Annotated in this window: 18 protein-coding genes; 1 reads left to right on the forward strand and 17 read right to left on the reverse strand. The window is 32.0% G+C overall.

All coding sequences use genetic code 11. The features are described from left to right. The first annotated feature begins 284 nt into the window (after positions 1-284). Positions 285-872, forward strand: coding sequence for a hypothetical protein (locus CWR45_RS09275; protein ID WP_115749595.1), 588 nt, complete (start codon positions 285-287; stop codon positions 870-872). Positions 873-1,018: 146 nt separating this feature from the next. Here the strand turns inward: CWR45_RS09275 and CWR45_RS09280 are convergent, their stop codons facing one another. From CWR45_RS09280 to CWR45_RS09360, 17 genes are all read right to left on the reverse strand, one after another. Beyond that, entirely contained in the window at positions 1,019-1,879 is an 861-nt protein-coding gene (locus tag CWR45_RS09280) for a hypothetical protein (RefSeq protein ID WP_115749596.1), read from the reverse strand. Positions 1,880-2,085: 206 nt separating this feature from the next. Beyond that, positions 2,086-3,372 (reverse strand): YopA family protein, encoded by a 1,287-nt coding sequence (locus tag CWR45_RS09285; RefSeq protein WP_115749597.1) that lies wholly within the window; start codon positions 3,370-3,372, stop codon positions 2,086-2,088. A gap of 306 nt (positions 3,373-3,678) precedes the next feature. Then, a complete protein-coding gene (locus CWR45_RS09290; RefSeq protein ID WP_115749598.1) occupies positions 3,679-4,842 on the reverse strand; it encodes an XRE family transcriptional regulator in 1,164 nt (387 codons plus the stop codon). Positions 4,843-4,866: 24 nt separating this feature from the next. Then, on the reverse strand, positions 4,867-5,571 hold the full coding sequence (locus CWR45_RS09295) for a DUF5986 family protein (RefSeq protein ID WP_115749599.1): 705 nt from the start codon (positions 5,569-5,571) through the stop codon (positions 4,867-4,869). Between the two features lie 159 nt (positions 5,572-5,730). Beyond that, a complete protein-coding gene (locus CWR45_RS09300; RefSeq protein ID WP_115749600.1) occupies positions 5,731-7,248 on the reverse strand; it encodes a TnsD family Tn7-like transposition protein in 1,518 nt (505 codons plus the stop codon). Then, positions 7,245-8,726 carry an ATP-binding protein gene (locus CWR45_RS09305; RefSeq protein ID WP_170138833.1) on the reverse strand — a complete coding sequence of 494 codons (1,482 nt, stop codon included), beginning with the start codon at positions 8,724-8,726 and terminating at the stop codon, positions 7,245-7,247. The genes CWR45_RS09300 and CWR45_RS09305 overlap by 4 nt, the downstream gene beginning before the upstream one ends. Next, on the reverse strand, positions 8,719-10,875 hold the full coding sequence (locus CWR45_RS09310; RefSeq protein ID WP_115749602.1) for a Mu transposase C-terminal domain-containing protein: 2,157 nt from the start codon (positions 10,873-10,875) through the stop codon (positions 8,719-8,721). The genes CWR45_RS09305 and CWR45_RS09310 overlap by 8 nt, the downstream gene beginning before the upstream one ends. A 14-nt stretch (positions 10,876-10,889) precedes the next feature. Beyond that, entirely contained in the window at positions 10,890-11,687 is a 798-nt protein-coding gene (locus CWR45_RS09315) for a TnsA endonuclease N-terminal domain-containing protein (protein ID WP_115749603.1), read from the reverse strand. Between the two features lie 99 nt (positions 11,688-11,786). Continuing rightward, positions 11,787-12,401, reverse strand: coding sequence for a recombinase family protein (locus CWR45_RS09320; protein ID WP_115749604.1), 615 nt, complete (start codon positions 12,399-12,401; stop codon positions 11,787-11,789). Positions 12,402-12,979: 578 nt separating this feature from the next. Beyond that, positions 12,980-13,822 (reverse strand): hypothetical protein, encoded by an 843-nt coding sequence (locus CWR45_RS09325; RefSeq protein ID WP_115749605.1) that lies wholly within the window; start codon positions 13,820-13,822, stop codon positions 12,980-12,982. Between the two features lie 230 nt (positions 13,823-14,052). Beyond that, positions 14,053-14,823, reverse strand: coding sequence for a hypothetical protein (locus CWR45_RS09330; protein WP_115749606.1), 771 nt, complete (start codon positions 14,821-14,823; stop codon positions 14,053-14,055). A 66-nt stretch (positions 14,824-14,889) separates the two neighbouring features. Beyond that, positions 14,890-15,381 (reverse strand): hypothetical protein, encoded by a 492-nt coding sequence (locus tag CWR45_RS09335; RefSeq protein ID WP_115749607.1) that lies wholly within the window; start codon positions 15,379-15,381, stop codon positions 14,890-14,892. A gap of 562 nt (positions 15,382-15,943) precedes the next feature. Next, positions 15,944-16,258, reverse strand: coding sequence for a hypothetical protein (locus tag CWR45_RS09340; protein ID WP_115749608.1), 315 nt, complete (start codon positions 16,256-16,258; stop codon positions 15,944-15,946). A 256-nt stretch (positions 16,259-16,514) separates the two neighbouring features. Continuing rightward, positions 16,515-17,600: a four helix bundle protein gene (locus CWR45_RS09345; RefSeq protein ID WP_115749609.1), complete on the reverse strand. Its 1,086-nt coding sequence runs from the start codon at positions 17,598-17,600 to the stop codon at positions 16,515-16,517. Positions 17,601-17,985: 385 nt separating this feature from the next. Beyond that, on the reverse strand, positions 17,986-18,873 hold the full coding sequence (locus CWR45_RS09350; protein WP_115749610.1) for a hypothetical protein: 888 nt from the start codon (positions 18,871-18,873) through the stop codon (positions 17,986-17,988). A 20-nt stretch (positions 18,874-18,893) separates the two neighbouring features. Continuing rightward, positions 18,894-20,768: a DNA primase family protein gene (locus tag CWR45_RS09355; RefSeq protein ID WP_115749611.1), complete on the reverse strand. Its 1,875-nt coding sequence runs from the start codon at positions 20,766-20,768 to the stop codon at positions 18,894-18,896. An 88-nt stretch (positions 20,769-20,856) separates the two neighbouring features. Beyond that, positions 20,857-21,591 carry a helix-turn-helix domain-containing protein gene (locus tag CWR45_RS09360; RefSeq protein WP_115749612.1) on the reverse strand — a complete coding sequence of 245 codons (735 nt, stop codon included), beginning with the start codon at positions 21,589-21,591 and terminating at the stop codon, positions 20,857-20,859. Positions 21,592-21,598: the final 7 nt, after the last annotated feature.

Consider the following 21,598-nt stretch of genomic DNA (forward strand, 5'->3'; position numbering starts at 1 on the left):
TCGGAAATGTTTATTTTCACGAAATCGGGGTCTGAATCGGTAATGTTTATTATGGTTGCGGGATGTTAATTATTGTTAGACATAGTAGATTTAGGAGGTTAGGAGATAAGAAAAGGCAATTGTAATCCAATTATGCACAAAAAGTCTTAGTTTCCATAGGTCGAAATTTTAGAAATTACCTTTAAACTTCTTTGCAAAATATTTTAATATATTATAATAATTATAGGTTGGTCAGCAATTGGTAAAAAGTAAGTTAAATAGGGAGCAAAAAGGAGATAAGGTAAATGAAAGATATTCTAAAACATCCAACTATTTCTTCAATAATAGGTACCGTTGTTGGAACAGCGATTGCAACCCCAATAGTCGCATATATTAATAAAGTAAATGTTCTTGAAGCGTTTATATTAATTTTTAATTGGTTAAAGAATGTTCTTATAACACTCTTAGCATATCAGGTATCAATATGGATAATTCTCTTTGTATTATTTATATATCTTTTGTTTAAAAAGGTTCTAATACACAGCGGTAGTAGTATCGAGCATTCTAATTTAACGCACTATAGAAAAGATACCATTGATAACATTCTGTGGATTTTTGAATGGTACGAAGGATTTGACAGAAAGTTATCTTTAACTAATAGTTCACCACACCCTATTTGCCCCAACTGTATGAATGATCTTGTGGTATCAAGTAAATCATCTAATGGGTATTATTCTCCGCATCCGACATATCTGATATGTGATAACTGTGGTTTTTCACAGAAATTCGGGAATGATTTTGATGATTATAGAATAAAAGTCCAGAGAGAAATCATTCGAAGAGTAAGGACTGGTGAATGGAAAAAAACATTAACTAAAGAACAATCTTCCTAACTTCTCATGTAGGGAACGTTGGTATATGAATTAATAAAAGTTTAAGTTAAGACAATACCTTCGTTCCCCTTAAAAGACTACAAACTGTATATTACTCTTACTTCTCTATTTGCGAGCTGCTCTTTTAAACTTAGTTCTAATCTTACTTATTCATTGGATTTTAAATATTCCTCATCCGTATATACCTCGATGATATTTGAGTATGGAATTCTTTTATTTGGATGAATATATGAATAACTTTCCGTTAAGGTTTTGTCAAAGAATCCATAATGAATATTAGTTAAAGATTCATTAATCATCCTTTTTCTTTTTCTTATTTCTATTTCTTCTTTATCTAGGTATTTATATTCCGACTTGTTCATAAATGTCCAATCAGTGTAATCATTTATTGGTGCAGCGAACTTAACAACATAGCATTTATTATTTTTTGCCCAATCATACTCTAAATCAGGTAAGTTTAAGAACTCACCTAAGTTGTAAAGAAATTCGGGCCTTCTATTTACGTATCCACCATAATCTAAAACATTATCATTTGAGAAAAAACCGTTGATTTGATAATCCTCAAACAATTTATATATTATAAAATCTAGTGCTCTTTCCTTTTCATCATCAGAAAATCCACTATATTCCTTACTAATATCGTATACATCCTCCTTATGTTGTACAGTTTTTTGTTCTAAGTCAATTTTAATCTTATGTTCCTCTAAAAACTGATTAAACGGTGTATCCAAGGAAATAGTTTGCTGAAGGTTTAATAATCCATGCTTTTTTATCGAATTACAATTATCGTTATTGGTAGTAACATGAAGTGATACAAGCCATAAATCTTTTTCTAGTAATTGAAAATCATTAACATCAAATTCTTCTAAAAAGTGGTTAGCAAAGTAGTCCTCCCCATTAATCATAATAAAGTTTTCAATATCATTTACGTTTTGCTCGGTTAATTTGCTTAATGAATTTAAACTAGAATTATAGGTTGTAATATCATAAAAAATCTGTTTAGACATTCTTGAATCCCCTTTCAAATATGTTTAAATAATAACTAGACAATCTCGTTAATTGACTTATGTTATAACATAATCAATTCGGCATTTATAAACAGATCAAAGTAATAAAAAGTGATGATAAGTCTCTTCAAAAAAAGAAAGGCTCATCATCATTATAATTTTTTTTAATTTGAACTTCTATCAATTCTTGCTACTATCTACAGAATTTATTTTGTCCATGGTAGTACATCATAATTCCCTTCCCAATTTGGGAATTTCAATCTATTCACGTGTAAACCTGTATATCCTATCAAATATAATAATAGCATTTCAGTATAATACACTCCCAAATTCATAATTAAGTATTTATATTTAGATGAGAATTGTTCTATCTTTTGATTTCTTTTTGGGTGAGCAATATGGTTTCTATATTTAATTAGAAGGTTAGGGCCGTTTTCATAATTATTTCTAAAAATAGTATAATCACCTGTAAATCTTGTTTCTATATTCAACAACTCCAAGGTTTTTTGTAAATTTATTTGAAAGCTATTAATCTTATATTGTCTGGCACTAATAATTTTTGGTGTTTGCTGTGTGAGTAAAATATATGAGAGTTTCTCAAGTGCTATCTGTGAATTAATAGTTTTATTTTCTATAAATGTAGAATTTAAAGCCTCTACATACCAATGAATTATTTCTTTAATCGACTGTTTTAAGAATTCATCTTCAAACTTTTTCTCTAACAACAAAAAGAGTTCATTTATTGTACTACCTCGTTGTTTAGGAAACCAGTTAGGTATTTTTTTATAGGGGCTTATTAATGGAGTTGAAAAGTTTCTATGGATAATCTCATTCTTCCTTTTACCTATTTTTATAGGGATCCCTATGTGTCTACCTGAGCTTAGACTAAGCACCCATACTATTATTTCCTCAATCTTAGCTATCTCATCTTTATTAAATAGAGAACCATCTTCCTTCTTTATTTCGATAATGTGAGTTATATCAAATCCATTGGTATCCTCTAACATTTGAAATATCCTTTTATCTTTATAATCATGTCTCATGTGTAATTTAATTTTCCAGTCTCCAAAATTAATTCCAACTCCACCAGTAAAGTGAAATTTCCCATTAAATATTGAGTCACCTAAATATTTAAGATAATTTACAATATGTAGATAATAAGTATCTACCAGTTGATGATTATCAATATCTTTCAATTCGTAGAGAACTTGGCCTTTTATGTAATAATCATTTTGTACTAAATCTAAAGAAACCCTAGTAGAATACATACCATCAATACTCAACAACATATCATTACTATCCAATAATGATAAATTGAACCCTTCACATGTCCCTTCGAATCTAATGCAAGGCTTTGGGAAGAAGTTTAATTCTATTACACCGTTTAACTCATATTCATTTTTATCAACCTTTAATTTAAAGTTACCTTTATAAATGGAAATTGTACCTCTGTTTAAAAAATATGGTGAATCAATCGCTCTTATAGATTTCATGTGAACACCTCATTAAAGTTAAATTATACTAAATGTGAGAAATAGCCATGGTTAATTCAACAGTTAAACTGCTTTATCCTTTAATTGCTGTTTGCGTAATGGAACATCAATTACACCATAACGATTAGAAAGCGGAGTCATAGACTCATCCCCATACTTCTCTATACAGTTATTCCCTTTCATAGATTCTAGTTTCCATAATTGTCTCTCCTTAATATTAGGCATTAAATATAATAAAGCCACTCTTAGATATTGCAAAGCTCTAAGAAGTGACTTTTTCTCAATAGAATATTACACTGTACACAACTAACTACTATACTTAGTTCTATAATCTTTTATTTTTAAGACAACTTTTGATTGGCTGTTATCCATGAATAGGACTGGTTCAACACCACAAATTTCAGCTAACATTTTAGGTGTAAGATATAGATTATATTGCTCAGCTATCATTAACGGAATTTCATGCCCCTGCAAAATGTTTTCATCAATTAACAATTCTAAAGACTGCTTAAATGCAACTGGTAATGTTACTTTAGTATCTAAATCAAAGGGCTCAGGTTTTCTCCATTTTCTGTAGTGCATTTGTTTATACAATTTCGCTTGTTGGTCAACAGATATAATACTCAAGTCTTTTGCCCGTTTTATCATTGCTGCCATTGAGACATTCCATTTTCTTTTTAGATTATAGTACGTGTCTATTTCATCGACTATTTTTGATTTTAACTCTTCTCCAAATGATTCCTTTGGCAATAGTAATATTGAAGCAATTTTATTGGCTTCTTCTTCAATTATCTTATATTCATCCTTATCTAATTCTTGAGGATTTATATTTTGATGAAGAACCCAATGTCCTATTTCATGAGCAATACTAAACTGTTGTCTGTAAAATGATCCCGAGTCGCCTGTTGTTATTACAAAGTAACTGTTACCATTAATAGTGTTCATGCTACTAAAAGCATCAACTTTTTCTTCTTGATAGTTCATATTAATAACAGTGAAACCCATTAATTCTGCAACTTCAATAATATCGTGTATTGGCTCCAATCCTAAATTCATAGACTCTCGAATACTTAAAGCAATTTCTTCCGGATTATCTTTTCCTTCATAAACTTCTCTGTTCTGTAAAATAGGAAAATCTATATACTGTTCCAGAAAATCCCTTACAATAACTGAATATTTAAGAGCAATTGAAGCTGGTTCCTTAGATTTCTGAGTAGCTGTTAATCTTGACCTAAAAAATGTCCCTTCATTTTCAATTAAAAATTTATCTGTCGTATAGAAAAACTCTCTTGGATATCCTAGAATATTATTTAGTTGGAGTGATTTTTCAAAACTTGGCTCACTTTTTCCCTTTTCATATTTTGAAACCATTTGCTTAGTAACATTTAATTTTTCAGCTAGTTCTGTAATCGTCAACTTATTATAAAGTCTTGCTTCCTTTAGCCTTGTTCCATTAAATATCTTTTTCATACTACTATCTCCAAACTCAAATTATTACCCCTTTAACTTTACAATGCGTTTCTTTTCTTCTTTAGTATTATTAATGTTACTACTTTCACGTATAGCTGGTTCAACATTATCATCCTTCAATACCGAGTGATAATTAACATCAATAAGCTCAGAAAAATCTTCTTCCCATACCAGCTCATGTTTAGTATTAAAAGCAAATGCTTTAACAATAGAAACAAATGAGGTATCAAATGCAAACACAATGACTTTACTTGGATCCGTTTCCATCATATGTAGCATTTCTCTTGCTTGCATTTTCCAGTCATCCTTTTTCTCAACCTCTTCATTGTATACAGGAAGTGCCAATTGTTGACTTAAAGGCTTCAACTCATCAAGGTCTTGATTGAATAAATTAAGTAGTCTTAAATAATGATTGTGTTTGCCACGTCTAATTATTCTATTTAAGTTGGTTTTACTAAAGAATACATAAATTTCATTTTCTGGCCCCTGAATCAGAATTGCTTCCCACAATTTACCACGACCCAATTTTATATATTTCAAGCCGAAGTTTTTAGCCACTTTTAAAATATTGTTATACCGGTAATCCCACTTTTGAATAGCTCTACTATTCTGAGTTCCTTCTCCAGATTCATTATTAATAGATTGTAAGTATAATAAACGTGAATCAGAATCCGATGCCACTAAAGTATTTACAATTTCTTTAACAACCTCATTACCTAAATTAATCATCCCCATACCCCCCGTATAATTACTATTTTAGATTATTCGTTAAAAAAGTCAACTATAAAGTATAATATTTATGAAAAGTAAATTTTTAAGTATAATGTTATCATTAAATTGTAGTCAACCAAACTCCGATTGGGATTTTCAATACGATTACTTTGGAGACTAAATATACTTTTCTAATACCTTCATAATTAACTCTTTAATCTCCTTATTACTTCCGCCAAACCCAGCGTGCAATTGCACCTTATAAACAGTCAGCTCTTTATCTTGCTTAATCCTTTCCTCAATTGCCCATTTAATCTTTCTAATCCTAAATTCATTTATACCTTCTTTTACTTGTTCCAAGTAATGCTGTGTTCTTACTAACTTCTCATTATGAAACCATGACCCAAAACCTAACGTTTTTCTTATGCTCGACGAGGTCACTCTCATTGGTTTACCTTTTCTATGTAAAATAATTTCAACAGCATCTTTAGCAAGCCTCAAACATTCCTCATCTCTCTTATCCCAATCAATTGTTCCAGCTCTCTCTCTTCCTGTAGCAGATTTTGGAGTTACTTTGTCATACCAATCCCTATCATATTTATAGATCCATGTATAAAGCCCTTTTCCCTTCTCTTTCAATTCACTTCTATTTGCACCAGGATTATCTGCAATTAATTGTAACCACTTTTCTCTTCTCTGATGAATATCAAAACTTGGATTATGCTGGACTGAAACAGACTTCTTTCCGATTACCTCCCGATTGTGAAAAAGATCATCCAGATTAATACCTAAGAACTGCAAGAATAATAAATGTCTCAATGGACTCCTGTTCTTGTTGTTGTTTCGAACAAAAAGTCGAAGCCAATTAGATGGACTTTCTGGATTAACACCGCTCTGCATTAACTCTAAATATTGCTTAGGATAATATAGCAAGAAGCGTTCTTGAACATCCTTCATATATAAACTTCCATTCTTGGAGGCTAATCCTTTTTTTCTGAGTCTATCAATATAGTATTTAATAAAAAACTCTAATTTTCTCCTTGGATAGTTGCCTTTTAGCAAACGTTCTACATTATTGATGTAATGAATATTTAATTGTTTTACGTTATCTGAATAATTATCCTCCAATACACTTTCATTACAAACTTGTTCATCCGCACATATAAATTCAATCCCACTTCCGGTACTTAATACAGAGCTCTCCTTTAATAAAACTTTATGTTTAGAGCAATAAAGCACCCCTGAAATTTGATGATTTACCCTCCAGTAGCTTTCACCTAATACTTCGATATCCTCTTTATAACATAATGGACAATATCTTAGAAAATTGCATTTCCTTACTTTACTCCCTCCGAGACCAATTTGTTGTTCTATATTTAACTTTGACTCATCCCCTCCACCAGCCATCGTCTCATAAATTAATTCTGTCTTTTCTGGTGATAAAAAAGACGTATAAAATGGATACAGAGTATGTTTTTTAATAATCTCCCTAGTTGTTATATTTGATGTAGGTGGGAGACATGCAACACAGGAATCAATATATTGCGGAAAATAAGAGGAAGATACAACGACGTATCTTCCAAATAAATCATTTATCAATGCTCTTTTACTAACCATTCCGCACATTCTTCTATAACGTGCAATAACAGAATAAAACAGTTCATTTTCATACAATTGTGGAAGGAAATTGATCATAGTGTACCCACCTCAATCCATTTTGCAGCATCCTCTATGTAGTCATCTTCAAGAAGCACTTGATATGGTGTCTTATCCTGTTTTTCCCCTTCCTGAAGTAAATAACGTAAGTCATCTTCCTTATATTGCTTATGCTTTACTTTTGTAGTTGGTTTTTCAACCTTTTCAACTATTTTCACTTTATCATTACTTTTCTTCTTTATCGGCTCTTGCTTTTTATATTCATTGTTTTTTGATACAACTGGCTGCTCCAACTCTATTCTTCTGATATCTTCGTACTTTGCAATCTTGTGGGGATTCCCTGAGCGTATAGCATTCAACATGGGTTGAAGCAACCTAAACTTTTGTTTTGCAACTCTCTTAATTAGCTCTACAGATAATTCTTCTTTACCATTTTCTATCGCCTGCTGCTGCGAGTATACAAACAGCTTTATCATCAAGTCTGATATACCCTGTGTTTCTTCGTAAAACAACTTTTCAAATTCTTCGTTAAAAGGAACAAACTTTCTTGTCCATTGATATTTCCAAATCGACTCTAGTAAGAAAGTAAATTCATCCCCATATTTCATATTGTTATAAATGATTTCTGCATTACCTGTTAATCGCCTAGTCATTCGCAATTCTTTCCCAAAAAGATCATATGCTCCCGGAGTCCCAATTAAGCAAAGGTTAATTCCTGAGTTTATTAGATAGACAAAGAAGTTCATAATTTGATCTGCACCACGTTTTTTTATATTCTGTGTTTCGTCAATAATCAGGAGACCCAACCCTATATTGTGTGCTACCTGACCAATTAAGGGTAGCATGTGATCCACAGACATATTCCTAGAAACATATTTCTTATAATTATTTGTACCAAGGAGCTCATCTATTTTCATGAAAAATTGAAGGCACAAAGCCTTTAAACTAGAATTACTAGGAGCTTCTAGTTTAAGCCAAACCAGTTGGATTTGATTGTAATGTATGTTCTTATACTGATTATGTACAATTACTTGAGGAATATTAGAAAGCACTCGATTAATAGTGGTAGTCTTTCCAATACCTGAATAGCCAATAAATGTCCCACAACCAGCAGTAGTCCTGAAGTTATGTCTGCTATTTATTTCATAAGAACGATTGATTATTTCCTTTCCAGATTCATTAATATATTGTTTATAGTCCTTATCGAAAGGATTCCTCGCAAGATAACCTTGCATAATCAATGAATGAATCATATTCCACACTTCTATATGTACCGGTAAAGGCGTGAACAACTGGAAAAGGCGATTTACCATATAAATTCGATAAGCACTATCTACATTTCTTTCTTCTTTCTTGTAGATAGGTTTAACCATAAGTTTCTTAATGGTTGCTGCTTTATCCAATAATGGTGGCAATGCTTGGATTAATGGATTTTGATTAAATTCTTCAAGTGGAAATTCCTTATATTCTGCTTTAATTGCTTCCATTCCATTAGGTAGAAATATAGGATTACTCAATATCATCATCCCAATCTAATTGTTGTATAGCTCTGAACATACTGAGTTCATCATCTTGATCCTGAATGTCTTGTGATTCCACTATAGATTGAGTGTCCATCACCAAATCTTTCTTTTTCTTTCTTAATAATTCCCGTTGTAATTCTTTTTCCTGTCTTTGATTATCCCTTATTCCTCTTAACCGCTCAGCTTTACTTAAAGAGTCATCCTTTTCCATTTCAGTTTTCTTCTTTCCTTTACCAACAATCGTTTGAATATCGTCGTATAACTTCATCTTTTCCTGCAATTCTTTTTCCTTAGTCTTACTATCCAATGACTCTTCATATTTGATTATCTGTTTGATTTCATCAATACCTCTATGTTGGTACTTGGTCAAATGTTCAAGCAATGTTAATTTATGAAATTCACCATCTTCATTGATGGTGTAAATGTAGGATAAGTCACGTGGATCATACCAGATTTTTATTTTTTTGCTACCATTAATCCTTGCTGACTGGTACCAATTGTTTTTAAGTGAATAATCCGAAGCATAAAGCATCTTCTTAAATCTAACTCCACGGGATGTTATAGAAGCTGAAAAATCGGTTGGTAGTAAGTGCATTTTCACCGTTTGCTCTGGTAGGAATCGGAGTTGTCCCTTCATGTTCTTCACTCCATAATCCCATATTTTAGAAGGGATTTTTTCTATTCCCTGTTCAATCATCATTTCATCCAGTACATACCCACTAAGTACATGATGATTATTATGAAAAAGCACGCATTTTATAAGAATTCTAGTAAACTCATCTATAGATAAGTTCGCTTTTAATCTATATTCTTCGTCACCTCTTTCTTTTGCATTCTTGCCATTTTTGACAATCCCATCAGCAAATGGTTTTACTTTTATATTTAATTGTGCAAATGCTTGTTCTATGACTCCTTTGTAGTCAGCTCGGTAAGGAGGAGCATTCAGAATTGAGATTCCTAAACCAGCAATAGCATCTTCTACTTGTTTACCGTTTAACTCACCTCTATCTGCAAAGATTTTTTGTGGTACACAAGCCACGTCCCATTCATTCTTTTCTAGTGAGATACCATACTGTTTGCAATACTCTTCTTTAGGTAACATTGCATTAGCAAGTGCTACCATGGTACCCGTATAAGAGTTAAATGACTCAAAAGTAACATTCAGGCCCACAATTTTTCTTGAAAAAATATCTATTATGCAAATAACTGTTGGCCTTCCAACAATTAGATTACGATCAACTGAAGAAACTAAATATATATCAAATTGAGTAGAATCTATTTGCCATAATGTTCCTGGGCCTACTCCTGCATCTTGTGTTGAATTTCCAATGATCGTACGATGATTTTGGAAATAGTTTCTTGCTCCATTTCTATTAATTAATTCCTTCTTTGGATTATTAAACTTTTTATACCAATATAGGAACTGGGAATAAGTTGGAATTTTAGAAGGATCCTTAATCACTGTAACTTCATTACCATTACCATCAACATTTGTTTCTGTGAAAAAGTCTTTTATTATTAATTCATAAGTTACTTTTAATGAGTTCTGTCTTCCATTGTAGTAATAGCGATTCAAACCGATTTTGAAGTATTTCTTGATTTTATCATCCACATTTACACCCTCTTGAGCTCCAGACTTTCTTGGCCGCCCTCTCTTTTTATCGCCAGCAATTCTTTTCTTTCCTTTTGATCCACATAAATTAAATGCAGGAAGCAACCCATTACGTATCTTTCCTCCCTTCCAATAACTCACAAGATAACTTTTTACAGTGGAATAATTTATCTTATAGGATGTTTCAGCTAGTTTAATAGCATTTTCTCGATACCTGCTTTGGAATATCAAAACCTCAGAATCTACTTGTTGAAATACGAAATTCACAATATCCCAAGCACGATTTCTTCTTTCCTTTTCTGCGTCACTAAGTTCTTCTTCTACAACATTACGTATATATGGGTCATTTTCCAAAATAACTATTTTTTCAGTTTGGTAATTAGCAACTAATTCATCTTTCTTCATCGCAAATGGCCATCTAATTTTATTCATATCTATTGCATATATAATAGAAGAAAGTCGATCACAATATACAATTCGAATTGTTTTTCCATCAAGATATTGTAATAACAAATTCTCTTTTAGTTCCAACAAAATCAACCTCCTTACAGTATTAAATCTTTGACATTTGATGATAAATCTATCTTTTTTGTCATATCAACTGCTAGTTCCTTCTTTGCTATCAAATAACGAAAGAGAAACAAACCTGTACCCTTCTGTAATTCTTCCATTTTGTCAAACAATTTTAGTACCTCCCTTATTGGAAGTTCACCATTTTCTAAGAGCAACCTAAGCATTACTAATGAAAGCTCATCTTTATCTAACTCCCCTTCACTTCCCTCCAGCATAGTCTCTCTTATCCATTCAATATTTTTAGCTAATTGTCTAGGAAGTTGTTTCTCGGTTATTACCTTCCAATCAACCCCTTGTTGCTGCCAATACCTTCTTTCAATCTCCAGCTTTTCAAATGTTATTTTTCTATTAAGTTCGGTAGTATTTTTTATGGTTCTTGCTACATCCTGTTTCTCTCCATTAGCATCTTCTACAGTTAAGAGAAAGTTCGTGGTTAACACATACGGTTCTCCAGTGTCTTTATCAGTGAACTTATCAAACCGTAAATCTTCTTTATCATCAACTACCTCTTTAACATCTAATAGTGGAAAAGATTCTCTTATATCAATAACCCTCGAGTTAAATTCGAATAATAAAAAAGCTCTGTATTGATTATCAGAATGGAGGTGATGGATGCGTCTAGTTTTTAGTCCATAGATTCTTGAAACACGACCCTTTGAGCTGTAATTGTAAGTAAAATTCCAAGGGATATATTCCTTTCCACTCCCCTGACCTCTTCCTTCATTTAGAAACCTTTTGAGTTTTTCTTTAGTCCAAGTATTATTCGCCATTCATCTTTACATCCTTTATTTAAAGGGCAACAAAAAACCACAGCCTCTTAGTCATTTCATTTCCTGAAGTCAAAAACCCTCGTTTTTTTTCAGTACAGACTAAGAAATTGTGGTAATTTCTTCATTATTAAATTTTTGTTCATTCATTTTAGGACTCCCTTCTATCTGCTTAACCTTCCGATAAAATGATGTTCGGCTTATATCTAATTTATTGTAAGTAGCGACTGCTGTTTGTTTACCTACTTTCCAATGTTTGTACTCCCGCATAAAATTCTCATCTATTTGGATTGACGGTCTCCCGAATGTCACTCCTTTTTCTTTAGCAATTGCAATTCCTTCTAACTGACGTTGCTTAATACTATCACGTTCAAGTTCATATAAAGCTCCAAATATTGTACATATAAACTTGCCCTGTGGAGTAGAAGTATCAATGTTTTCCTTTAAACTGACAACCTCAATGCCTCTATCAGTTAAGTCATTAACAATCTCCAGGAAATCCTTTGTATTACGAGCCAACCTCGAAATAGATTCAATTATTAATACGTCTCCTTCCCGTATAAAGTTCAACATCTCCTGTAACTTTGGTCGATTCGTATCCTTCCCACTTAATTTATCCAAGAATATCTTTTCAACATTCTGTTCTTCCAAGGCTTTTATTTGCCTTGCTTCATTCTGACTCTGGGAAGAAATTCTACAATAACCTATTTTTATCATAATCCCCTCCTACCGAATGTGCGTTTGCAAATTTAATTATAAACCGTTTCAAAATGTATGTGAAGGGCCTGAAACATTCCAAAAGTAACAAAGTGAGGTTTTGGAACAATATTTTGCACATTCCCATAAAGTATACATAAGGAACAGTAGATTATAAGTTATTTAGAAACTTTATGTAGGAAAGAAATTTGCTTTACTAAAATAAAAGGCCACAGTTAGTTAGCCACCAAAATACATAAACGCTACCTTGATTTATACCAGTAGGCAATAAGGCAACATTTGAGTTTTTTTATTTTCCAACCAGAGGGATACCACTTATGAAAAGTTCCATCCTCATTTTTAATATCCGTAATAGGTCGTTATTTAACTAATTCAAGTTGATTAAATAATAGTTCAATATCCTGTGTTAATGATGCCATTTTTTCACCTTTATGTCTCTTTAATCTCTTTATCTTGTTTCAATTCTCACACATAAGCAAAAACACCTACACTTTAGTGAGTAGGTGTTTCATGCTTATCCTTACAAGGCTTTACCCTCTAGCTAGCAGGTCCTATAACCCAAACTAGCTATTCCCAGATTAATCATAGATATAATCCTTTGAAACTGGCATAATTCTTGCTTCTCCAAATAATGGATCATATTCTAAATATAATAGTTTTTTAATCTTTCTTCCTAGAATACTTTGGTATCTTATTTCTATAATAGAATGTAATTCTTTCACATTGTTTTCAAATGAAAATAAAAGATTAACTTTATTTGTTTCTTCAGAAATACCCAGATCAAATTCCGTAAAAATCATCCACGGTTCATTTTTTTTATTCCCGTTTTCATTGAATGTAAAATTAGAATAACTAACCTTATCATAAAAATTATCAATATTTTCCTCTTTAATTTGTTTTAAATCAGAAAGTCCTTCTACACTATCTAATTCATACCAAAATAATTCAACATTTACTGCGGGTCCTAACCCAATATTCTTTATACTTATAGTTTTATAATTAGAAATATGCTGTTGATGTAAGGACCATCCATGATTTATTAGATAACCATTTTCATCCCTTTCAACTGTTCTATCATATGTTCTTAATCTTTCTTTTTCATCTATCTCGCCAATAAATGGATTTACCGCAATAACTGGTTTGAATTGGTGCTGAGTTAAATCTTTATTGATTTTATTCAATTTATTATTTTGTAACAAAGCTAATGTACCTAACGATAAGGTTCCAAGGAATGTCAAAAATGCAATAAAGTAACTAATTATATCCCCCGCAGACCATACTGATTCAAAAAATGAGTTCACTGCAGGAATCTTAAATAAGATATGTATTATCAAAATTGGTAATAAGAAAATTACTAATATCAATAGCAAGACTTTCCCCTTTTTTACCCTTCTAAAATAACTTAATAAATTATCCTCCAATATTATCCCCCCTAAACTGTTGCAAATGTTCTATGTTCAATTAATTTAGAATTTCTCACGCTTCCATTGATTTTATCTTATTATACCATTGATAATATATGAATATTGCAAAATAACTCATATAAAAGGAAAGAGTAATATTCACAAAGTGACCCATAATAACCATAAATAGATATGTTGATTTAACAACATTCCTTTGTTTACAAAACTGGCTTTTGTAAAGTAATCATTTATATATACTCTTTATATTTTTCTCTGTAAATTTCTTTCGCTTCTTTTATAATTTTTTTTTGCAAAGGAAACGTAATGGAATATATAGCTAATAATAAAGACACTATACTAATGCTATTAGAGAAATTTACCCAATCTTGTCCCTTGGCCCAATCAGAAAATATTCCAAGAGTTTTTACATGATCACCTTCTGGATATTTAGTAAAAAACACCAGCCAATAAAAAATAAATAAGAAGTACGCAATAATATTTATCAAGCTAATATTGTAATATATTATTTGTTTATCAAAAGCAATATATTTTGATAGTTTTTTTCGAGCTATTGGATTTATTTGCTCTCTTTGCTCTACTTCGTTTATCTTTTCATATGGAAACATCTTCTTGAGTCCCCAGAAATATATGGCATTCATCACGTAGTAAACAAAAATTGCTAGTACATTTATATACGCTAATATTGTAATTATTAAAACGGAACTAACAATTATTGAGTTATCTATTAAAGAAACCAATAAAAGTAGCGAAAACGATAGCAACATCAGATACAACAATGCAATATACCCAAAAGGATACCTACGTTTCTTCTTTTTATTTGTACTAACAACTAAATAAATAGTAGTAAACAATATTGGTAATAAGAATAACGGAGAAATTAAATTATAAGAAAATAAAAAAATAATAGTAAATAATCCAGATAAAAAAGTAAATATAAACATTAGGGCTTCTTTGTTATTCAATTTTCCTAGCTCTGTTAATCTATACGCTCTCTTCATATGTACACCTTCTTCCCTCCAGCTCGATTTTTTCTCTCTTTCAACCCTTGAAAAAAGGAATAAAGACTATTCATCATTCGATTTCTTATAACCAAAAAGAATATTACCTATATCATTCCTTTTGTCTTTTGTTCTAAATTTCCTTTTCCACCATGAGTTTATTATCTTTGGATTTTCAATGTCCTTCTTCATTTCTTCTATTAAATCAAGATAAATTTCTCTTCCTTCATCAACTTCAAAATCTATACCCTTTTTCTCGCAAATTGAGAGTTTCTCTATAACTTTACTTGAACCATATAATATAACTAAATTTTTCATATAAAAGTAATTTCTATTAATCTCTCCCTTATCGTTGGCCATTAATCTCTGATAGTGTGACTTATTAAAATCAAGTAACGAATTTACAAAATCTGCATAATACTGTCCCTTTTTATCCGCAATTTTCATCAGAACTTCTTTATTTTTTGTAAGGATAGTATTAAGGTAAGCACCAAGTACCAACGTAAAAATTGAAACAATCCAAATATTATCGCCGCTCCAAGTAATTACTTCGTTCATAATCTTACTCCCTTTCTTCCTGCTTCCTTATTTAAAGACTTCAGCTTCCCTTTAGAAAACTAATTTTTTTACTTTTTTTGTCTACCATTTAGGGAAATATTTCTTACGGAATGGATTCCTACAACATAAGTATCCTTATCCGTTCATTATAACTTAGGTTCTCAGAAAAAGGGATATGTTCAATGGTTCTATAACTCTAAGTTATGTAGAAAGTTTTGGTGGAAAATCAAAAAAATTTACAACTAAAATTTAAGATAGGGTCAGAAAATCCCTCATCATAACTTTTAAAGTTAATTTTGTCCACCAAAAATATAAAATGCTCGTTTCATATTTTTGTGAAACGAGTAAATGAATTTACATTATATGAGTATACAAGATGGGAATTTTGGCAACTTGATAAGGCTACTATTTTTTTATAATATGATTTATGATTATCAACAAAACAAAAAACCACAAAATTAACTTGTGGTTTTTACTTTACTGCAGTTTCTCATGTGAATTTACGAAGATACAAAAAAATACCATCTCAATAACTATACAGTATGGTATTTAAAAAACTTCCTTAATTCCACTCCTCGAAAGTAAATATGCAGCAGTCTTCACTCTCGAAAATTTCATCAATTCTTGGTTTCTCATCAATACCATTTTTCTTTTGGTCTTGTTCGGCTAATTCTAACGCTATTTCCATAATTTCTTTAGGTGCTTCGTTAACCCTTGAAAACTCAAGTATTTCATCAAATCCAAAAATTCTTGTAATGAATTGTCTTGGTAAACCATTAATACCTGACCAATTTGTTACAAATCCTATTCCGTCTTTGTAAATAACAACTCCAGATTCATAACCATTTAACTCTTGTAAACACTTTACTTTTAACATATTTTTCTTCCTCCTAGGATTAAGTTTTTTTATTCATTTTTTGGTCTTACCTCCCTTTATGCTATAATTCTTTTACACATCGGGAAGTAAATCCACAACTCACTAGCTTTTGTACATCCATGATTGTTCTAATATATTCATGATAAAAATTCCTTTGTTTCACAACCATAATCAGTTATCTAAATTAAGTTTTTTGTGAAAAATACTGTCTAGTTGTCAAAGAACAATATTTTGTAACTTAACTAAAGAACTCATTCTAAGATGCTAAACTTTTGCTTAAATTCCCCATCCTTTTGGCAAGAACATTCCTGATGGATTCCATCAATCGAATACTTTCTTCAAACGAATCTTTAGAAATAATCTCCTTCATTAATGCAGTTTCCAACTTGCCTTCAAGACCACTCAATGCTTCTATTGCATGATTGAAAAACCGGAATTTTACTGGAACGTAAAGCTGATGAGCTTCTGCTATATTGGCAACCGTTGAAGTTGCACACGACCGCATGCCGTATAAAAGAGTCTTCTCCTGCCAAAACCCTCGATGTCTTGTAATCTCATAAATTCTTTCGACTAGCAATAAAGCATTCTCGTATGCTCCAAACTTTTTAACGTCAGGGGTATAAGGGTTAGGCAAATTCATCCCCAGGCCTTCATTGTCCCTCAAATGACACAAGGTTTTTGTTAATATAGAAACTACTTGGTTTGCTAAATTATCCAAATCATCATATTGACTTTGTGTAATATATTTTCGACCCAAAGATATTTGCAACCATGCAGATGTTTCCTTTGCCGAGCCAATGCTTATACTATATTGGTTAAATTTTTCTCCAATGTATCTCTGTTCGCCCATTGCAATTCTTTCTTTTATTGATGTAGAACTCCTCTCGATTTGATCGACAATGTGCTTCTTCTCAAAAGACGGGAAACTTTTGCATAGCTCATAGATTCTTTCCTCCAATTTCTTCGCCTGCTGATAACCAATAAATCTCTTAACATCTTTCACTTCGAGGAAATGTTGTTGCTGCTTTTTTGTTTTATCTTCTTGTTCGGATTTTTTTGAGCGAATTGTTTGATGAGGATAAACGATAGGCTGTCCATTGGAGGGGTGATTGTTGAGGTTTTCTTCGAGGTTGTCGTATATCTGGTTTGTTCTGTACTTGTTCAAATAATATTCAATCCCAACTTTTTCAAGGCCACTAATATCATCCATGTCTTTTAGTACCCATATCAATCCTTTCTCTGCAAGGTACTTCAAGTATGTCTCGATGTCAAAAATGCTATAGGAAACCCGTTCCCTTTCTTTCCGATAATCTTGCTGTATTGGTTCTACTACTTTATTCAATTTGAATCATCTCCGATTTTTAATGATAGAAAATGTATAACCTAAGTTGTCCTTGCTTACTAAGTGAATTTGAATTGACTTATTCTTGATACATTCATTGTACTCCCTCTCGTTACTACATATTGAAGTTTTAAAGTTCAAGCATGTCCAAGCTGTGACTTAGACATTTCACCTGAATAGGTAGACGTATAATATTCCTTTAAAACAAAATGGTTAAAAATATCATACCGTCTGCCTTCAAATGAAATTTAGTGAATCTGATAGATTTCTGGAAAATAGATTGAATGTGGTTCAATGAATTCTGTCAGTGCTTATTTAGGGTGACTGCTTTATGTGTTTGCAAAATGGTGTGGAACCAAGAGGAAATTAGTGGTGTTCCATTTTTCTACGCATCTACTGTTAACTTCGTTTCTATTTCATCGAATAATTGCTCTGAATATAACGGGAATGAGAAGAAGGTTAAATCTTTAGTGACATATTCATAGGAATTCTTATCCAGATAGGTATCTTCTTTTGTTTCGACAATGATTAAATCTAGCCTTTTCAATTCGCCAATACATCTATCAAACTCTTTTCTGGGTATGCCATATTTGCTTGGGTAAAAGACGAATCTGGAATTACCAAATATGTCCTTTTTCTTAGAGTTGATATATTTTTTTCCAGTTTGAAGCATCATTTCCAAAATCACAACATCATCTTGAATATGACTATTGATATTTGGATATTTTCGGGAAAATATTCGTTCCATTATCTTATTTAAAATACCCATGTTTGTTTGATACTTTTCTAGTTCTCTTATCTCCCAATCCGATTCTTCATATGTTACATTGAGCAATTCAACTAACTCTTTTCTTGTTTTCCAAAAACTATAATCAGAGTACACGTCAAGTTCTGTTTGAAGGGCACAAAAGATATCGACAATCGTATAACCAATTGCTATATTCATCGAGGATTTTCGTGTGAAATATCTATATTTTACGCCATCACTTCCAATCCAAGCCTGATTACCATCAAACATTTCACAGTCAAAGATTTCATCTTCTTCTTTATCTGTTAAGTTATAAAGTAATTTTTGTAACAAGTTTTCCCTTGTAACCTTATGGATAAATTCTTTATTTGTACTTACCCCTTTAAATTGGGAAGAAGCATCAAAACTTAGCTTCTTCCATTTTGCCTTTTTGTTTTCATTCATAAATTCTTTTTTAAGTTTATTTATTTCTTTTCCAGAAGCACTATTGTAGTATCTTCCGTTTTCCCATATCATAATTGACATTTTCATTACCTCCATTTAGTCTAATTTTGTTTGATTAATTTAATTCCTTTAAATTCGACTGCTCTTGTCTGTGACCCTTGGAATTTGGCAACACCTTCATTTGCAAATACACTTTCCACCTGTGAATAAAATTCACGTTGAGAAACTGCTGATATTTTGGCATCCAAACACGCCTTTTTATATTCATCATAAAGTCTCTTTCCAGATTCATTTGCTGCATTATTTATTGAGCAAAATTCATCTATGAACCAAAGGGTGCTGTTATTCCCTTTCTTGTATTCCTTCATCAAGTTATTTGCATCTTCGCTTTCAGTGAACACATAATTGTTGTCAATTAACCGTCTCAAGCCAATTAGGCCCCACTGAACAATGCCTTCTCGTTCTTCAAACATTTCATCTTTTAAACTGCGATTAATATTTTCATTGGAAACAACGTTTTGGAAGGGGATTAAGGTTAATCTTCGGTAGAACCCAGATGTTTGATCAACGTAATTCGATGGTAGTTTGTTTGCGGCGAAGAGTAGACGAGCAGTATTGTTAAAATCAAATCCTTTTTCATACTTATCGTCTGCGTGCATGCTATCTCCAGAGACCAATGCCTTAAATACGGCAGTATCTCTAATATTTCCTTGTGGAAGATCAGCGTAGGTATTCAGTAATTTCCCGAACAACTTTACTGTACGGAATTTTGCTCCTAAATCCTGAAAAGGGACGTTGGATACATAATCCCTACCGATAATTCTCTCAATGATTTCAATAAATGTTGATTTGCCTGTATTTCCCGGCCCGTACAATATAAAGGCTTTCTCGGCCTTCATTTCCGTAGTTAGCAAGTAACCAATCATTTCCTGCACGGTTTTAGCATCCTCTGTCGTTAATGAAGCCGCTATATATTCTTTGAATCTCGGACACTGTGCATCAACATTGAATTCAACATTTAATTGAAAGGCGGTTTTGTAGTTGGAAACATAAGGTCCAAAAGTGTTTGACTTTATGTCAAAAACACCATTTTTGAAATTTATCTTTCCTTTCATTCGAATGGAATCTGTCAGGCCATTATCTTTGGGGATTCTTTTCAGTAGAAGTTTTTTGGTATCTTCTATATCTTTATTTGTTAGATATTTAGGTGACATGTAATCTAGGATTTCAAGATCAATATCATCCATTTCAACTTTTTGAAAAATACCTGAACCTATTTCCCTGGCATAAACAATTGATTTACACATGAGCCAATATTTTTGCATCAACAGCGTGGATACAAGAACATTAGGTAGTAGCTTTAAACCTGTATTTGTTTTTTTATAGTGTTCTGGAAGCTGCTTTGAGTTCTCGTCTACTTGACAGTTCATTTTGAAATGATATTGTTTGACCTTTTCCAAACCTTTTGATTCAATCCATGGAGAATTAGGGATCCAAGTTGCAATTCCTTTTAATGGAACAATATGATCTCTGTTGAAATAGTTCACCCCGATATTTTTAAATTGCTGATTTCCATTTAAAAACCCTTTAACAACAATTATCAGGGAGTCTTCAACAATCTCTCCATAGAATTCCCCTTCGAGTATTTCAATGGCTTTTCTGGCTACTTCACTCAATTCACCATCTAAATTTTTTGCCTTTTGAATCTCAATAGCAATCAATGAGACTTCTTGCCGTAGAACTAGACCTGTTTCTGCATTTGCATATTCTGGAGCATTTTCCTTTAAATCAAGAGCGTCTTCAAAAGACATTAAGTTGGCTGGATCACTTTCATCTACTGATTGACCAATTGCAGGATTGTAGGCAGTAGTTATTTCTTCATCCCCTACACGCTCCGTTCTAGTACAAACCCAGATTGGAGTCTCTTTTAAATCTTGTAGTTGATCATAATTCATCGTTTTTTCTTCCATCATCATAATGGTATCCTCCTTATATTTTATAGCTCATCAGTACATTGCCATTAGGCAATATATTGATGAAAATATAATGGGGTTTCCCCCATTACTAAGGTTTTATATAAGGTTTCAACGTTTCCGAAAATTTGTCTACTATTATTATTTGGTCTTTCTCCCTTTCTATCGACCAATATTCATCTAGTATCGGTAGAGGGATCGACGTATTCGTATTATACAGTGCTTTAATGTTTATGTGCTCTAATGATGATTTAATATCTTCTTTTTGGAGGTTATACTTTTCCACCATTACTTTAATGTTGAAGAATAACTTGAATCCTTGATCTTCTAGTTCAATTAAATATAGCTCTTTTTCCAAAATTTCATTTAAACTTAGAACGTATCCTTCTGCCTTCTTTTCAAAATAACTTGGTTCAAAGTTTAGTGCTATCTCATACAGATCTACAATGATTTTTCCAATTAACTGTTTTTGTGCTTCAGACAAGTTGATAGTATCATTTTCCGTTGCAACAGCCAAATTCAGTTTATTCAAATCATTGGGGAGAACTATAGGCATAGAGCCTTTCATTGCTTTATTGTATATGTATCCCATATCAAGGCTTTCAAAAACTTCCTGCATGGAAAGGTCCAATGACTCAATGAGAACCATTACTATGCTTATACTTGGCTCTGTACGTTTACCATTCTCCAACCTATTAATATAACTTTCGCTAAGGCGGTGCCCACACTTTTCGGTCTGATCAGCTAACCTAACCAGAGACCAGTTTTTTGACTTTCTTTTCTCTAGAATAAGTTGACCTATACCATTACTTTTCTTTTCTTCCAAGAATCCA

It is taken from the genome of Oceanobacillus chungangensis (assembly GCF_003369565.1).
Lineage (GTDB): Bacteria > Bacillota > Bacilli > Bacillales > Amphibacillaceae > Oceanobacillus > Oceanobacillus chungangensis.

What these genes read in the sequence shown, in the direction of transcription:
- CWR45_RS09320 (WP_115749604.1), bottom strand. Translation starts at nt 12,401, where the DNA reads ATGATAAAAATAGGTTATTGTAGAATTTCTTCCCAGAGTCAGAATGAA.
- CWR45_RS09280 (WP_115749596.1), bottom strand. Translation starts at nt 1,879, where the DNA reads ATGTCTAAACAGATTTTTTATGATATTACAACCTATAATTCTAGTTTA.
- CWR45_RS09330 (WP_115749606.1), bottom strand. Translation starts at nt 14,823, where the DNA reads ATGAAGAGAGCGTATAGATTAACAGAGCTAGGAAAATTGAATAACAAA.
- CWR45_RS09350 (WP_115749610.1), bottom strand. Translation starts at nt 18,873, where the DNA reads ATGTCAATTATGATATGGGAAAACGGAAGATACTACAATAGTGCTTCT.
- CWR45_RS09275 (WP_115749595.1), top strand. Translation starts at nt 285, where the DNA reads ATGAAAGATATTCTAAAACATCCAACTATTTCTTCAATAATAGGTACC.
- CWR45_RS09335 (WP_115749607.1), bottom strand. Translation starts at nt 15,381, where the DNA reads ATGAACGAAGTAATTACTTGGAGCGGCGATAATATTTGGATTGTTTCA.
- CWR45_RS09355 (WP_115749611.1), bottom strand. Translation starts at nt 20,768, where the DNA reads ATGATGATGGAAGAAAAAACGATGAATTATGATCAACTACAAGATTTA.
- CWR45_RS09315 (WP_115749603.1), bottom strand. Translation starts at nt 11,687, where the DNA reads ATGGCGAATAATACTTGGACTAAAGAAAAACTCAAAAGGTTTCTAAAT.
- CWR45_RS09300 (WP_115749600.1), bottom strand. Translation starts at nt 7,248, where the DNA reads ATGATCAATTTCCTTCCACAATTGTATGAAAATGAACTGTTTTATTCT.
- CWR45_RS09340 (WP_115749608.1), bottom strand. Translation starts at nt 16,258, where the DNA reads ATGTTAAAAGTAAAGTGTTTACAAGAGTTAAATGGTTATGAATCTGGA.
- CWR45_RS09295 (WP_115749599.1), bottom strand. Translation starts at nt 5,571, where the DNA reads ATGATTAATTTAGGTAATGAGGTTGTTAAAGAAATTGTAAATACTTTA.
- CWR45_RS09285 (WP_115749597.1), bottom strand. Translation starts at nt 3,372, where the DNA reads ATGAAATCTATAAGAGCGATTGATTCACCATATTTTTTAAACAGAGGT.
- CWR45_RS09290 (WP_115749598.1), bottom strand. Translation starts at nt 4,842, where the DNA reads ATGAAAAAGATATTTAATGGAACAAGGCTAAAGGAAGCAAGACTTTAT.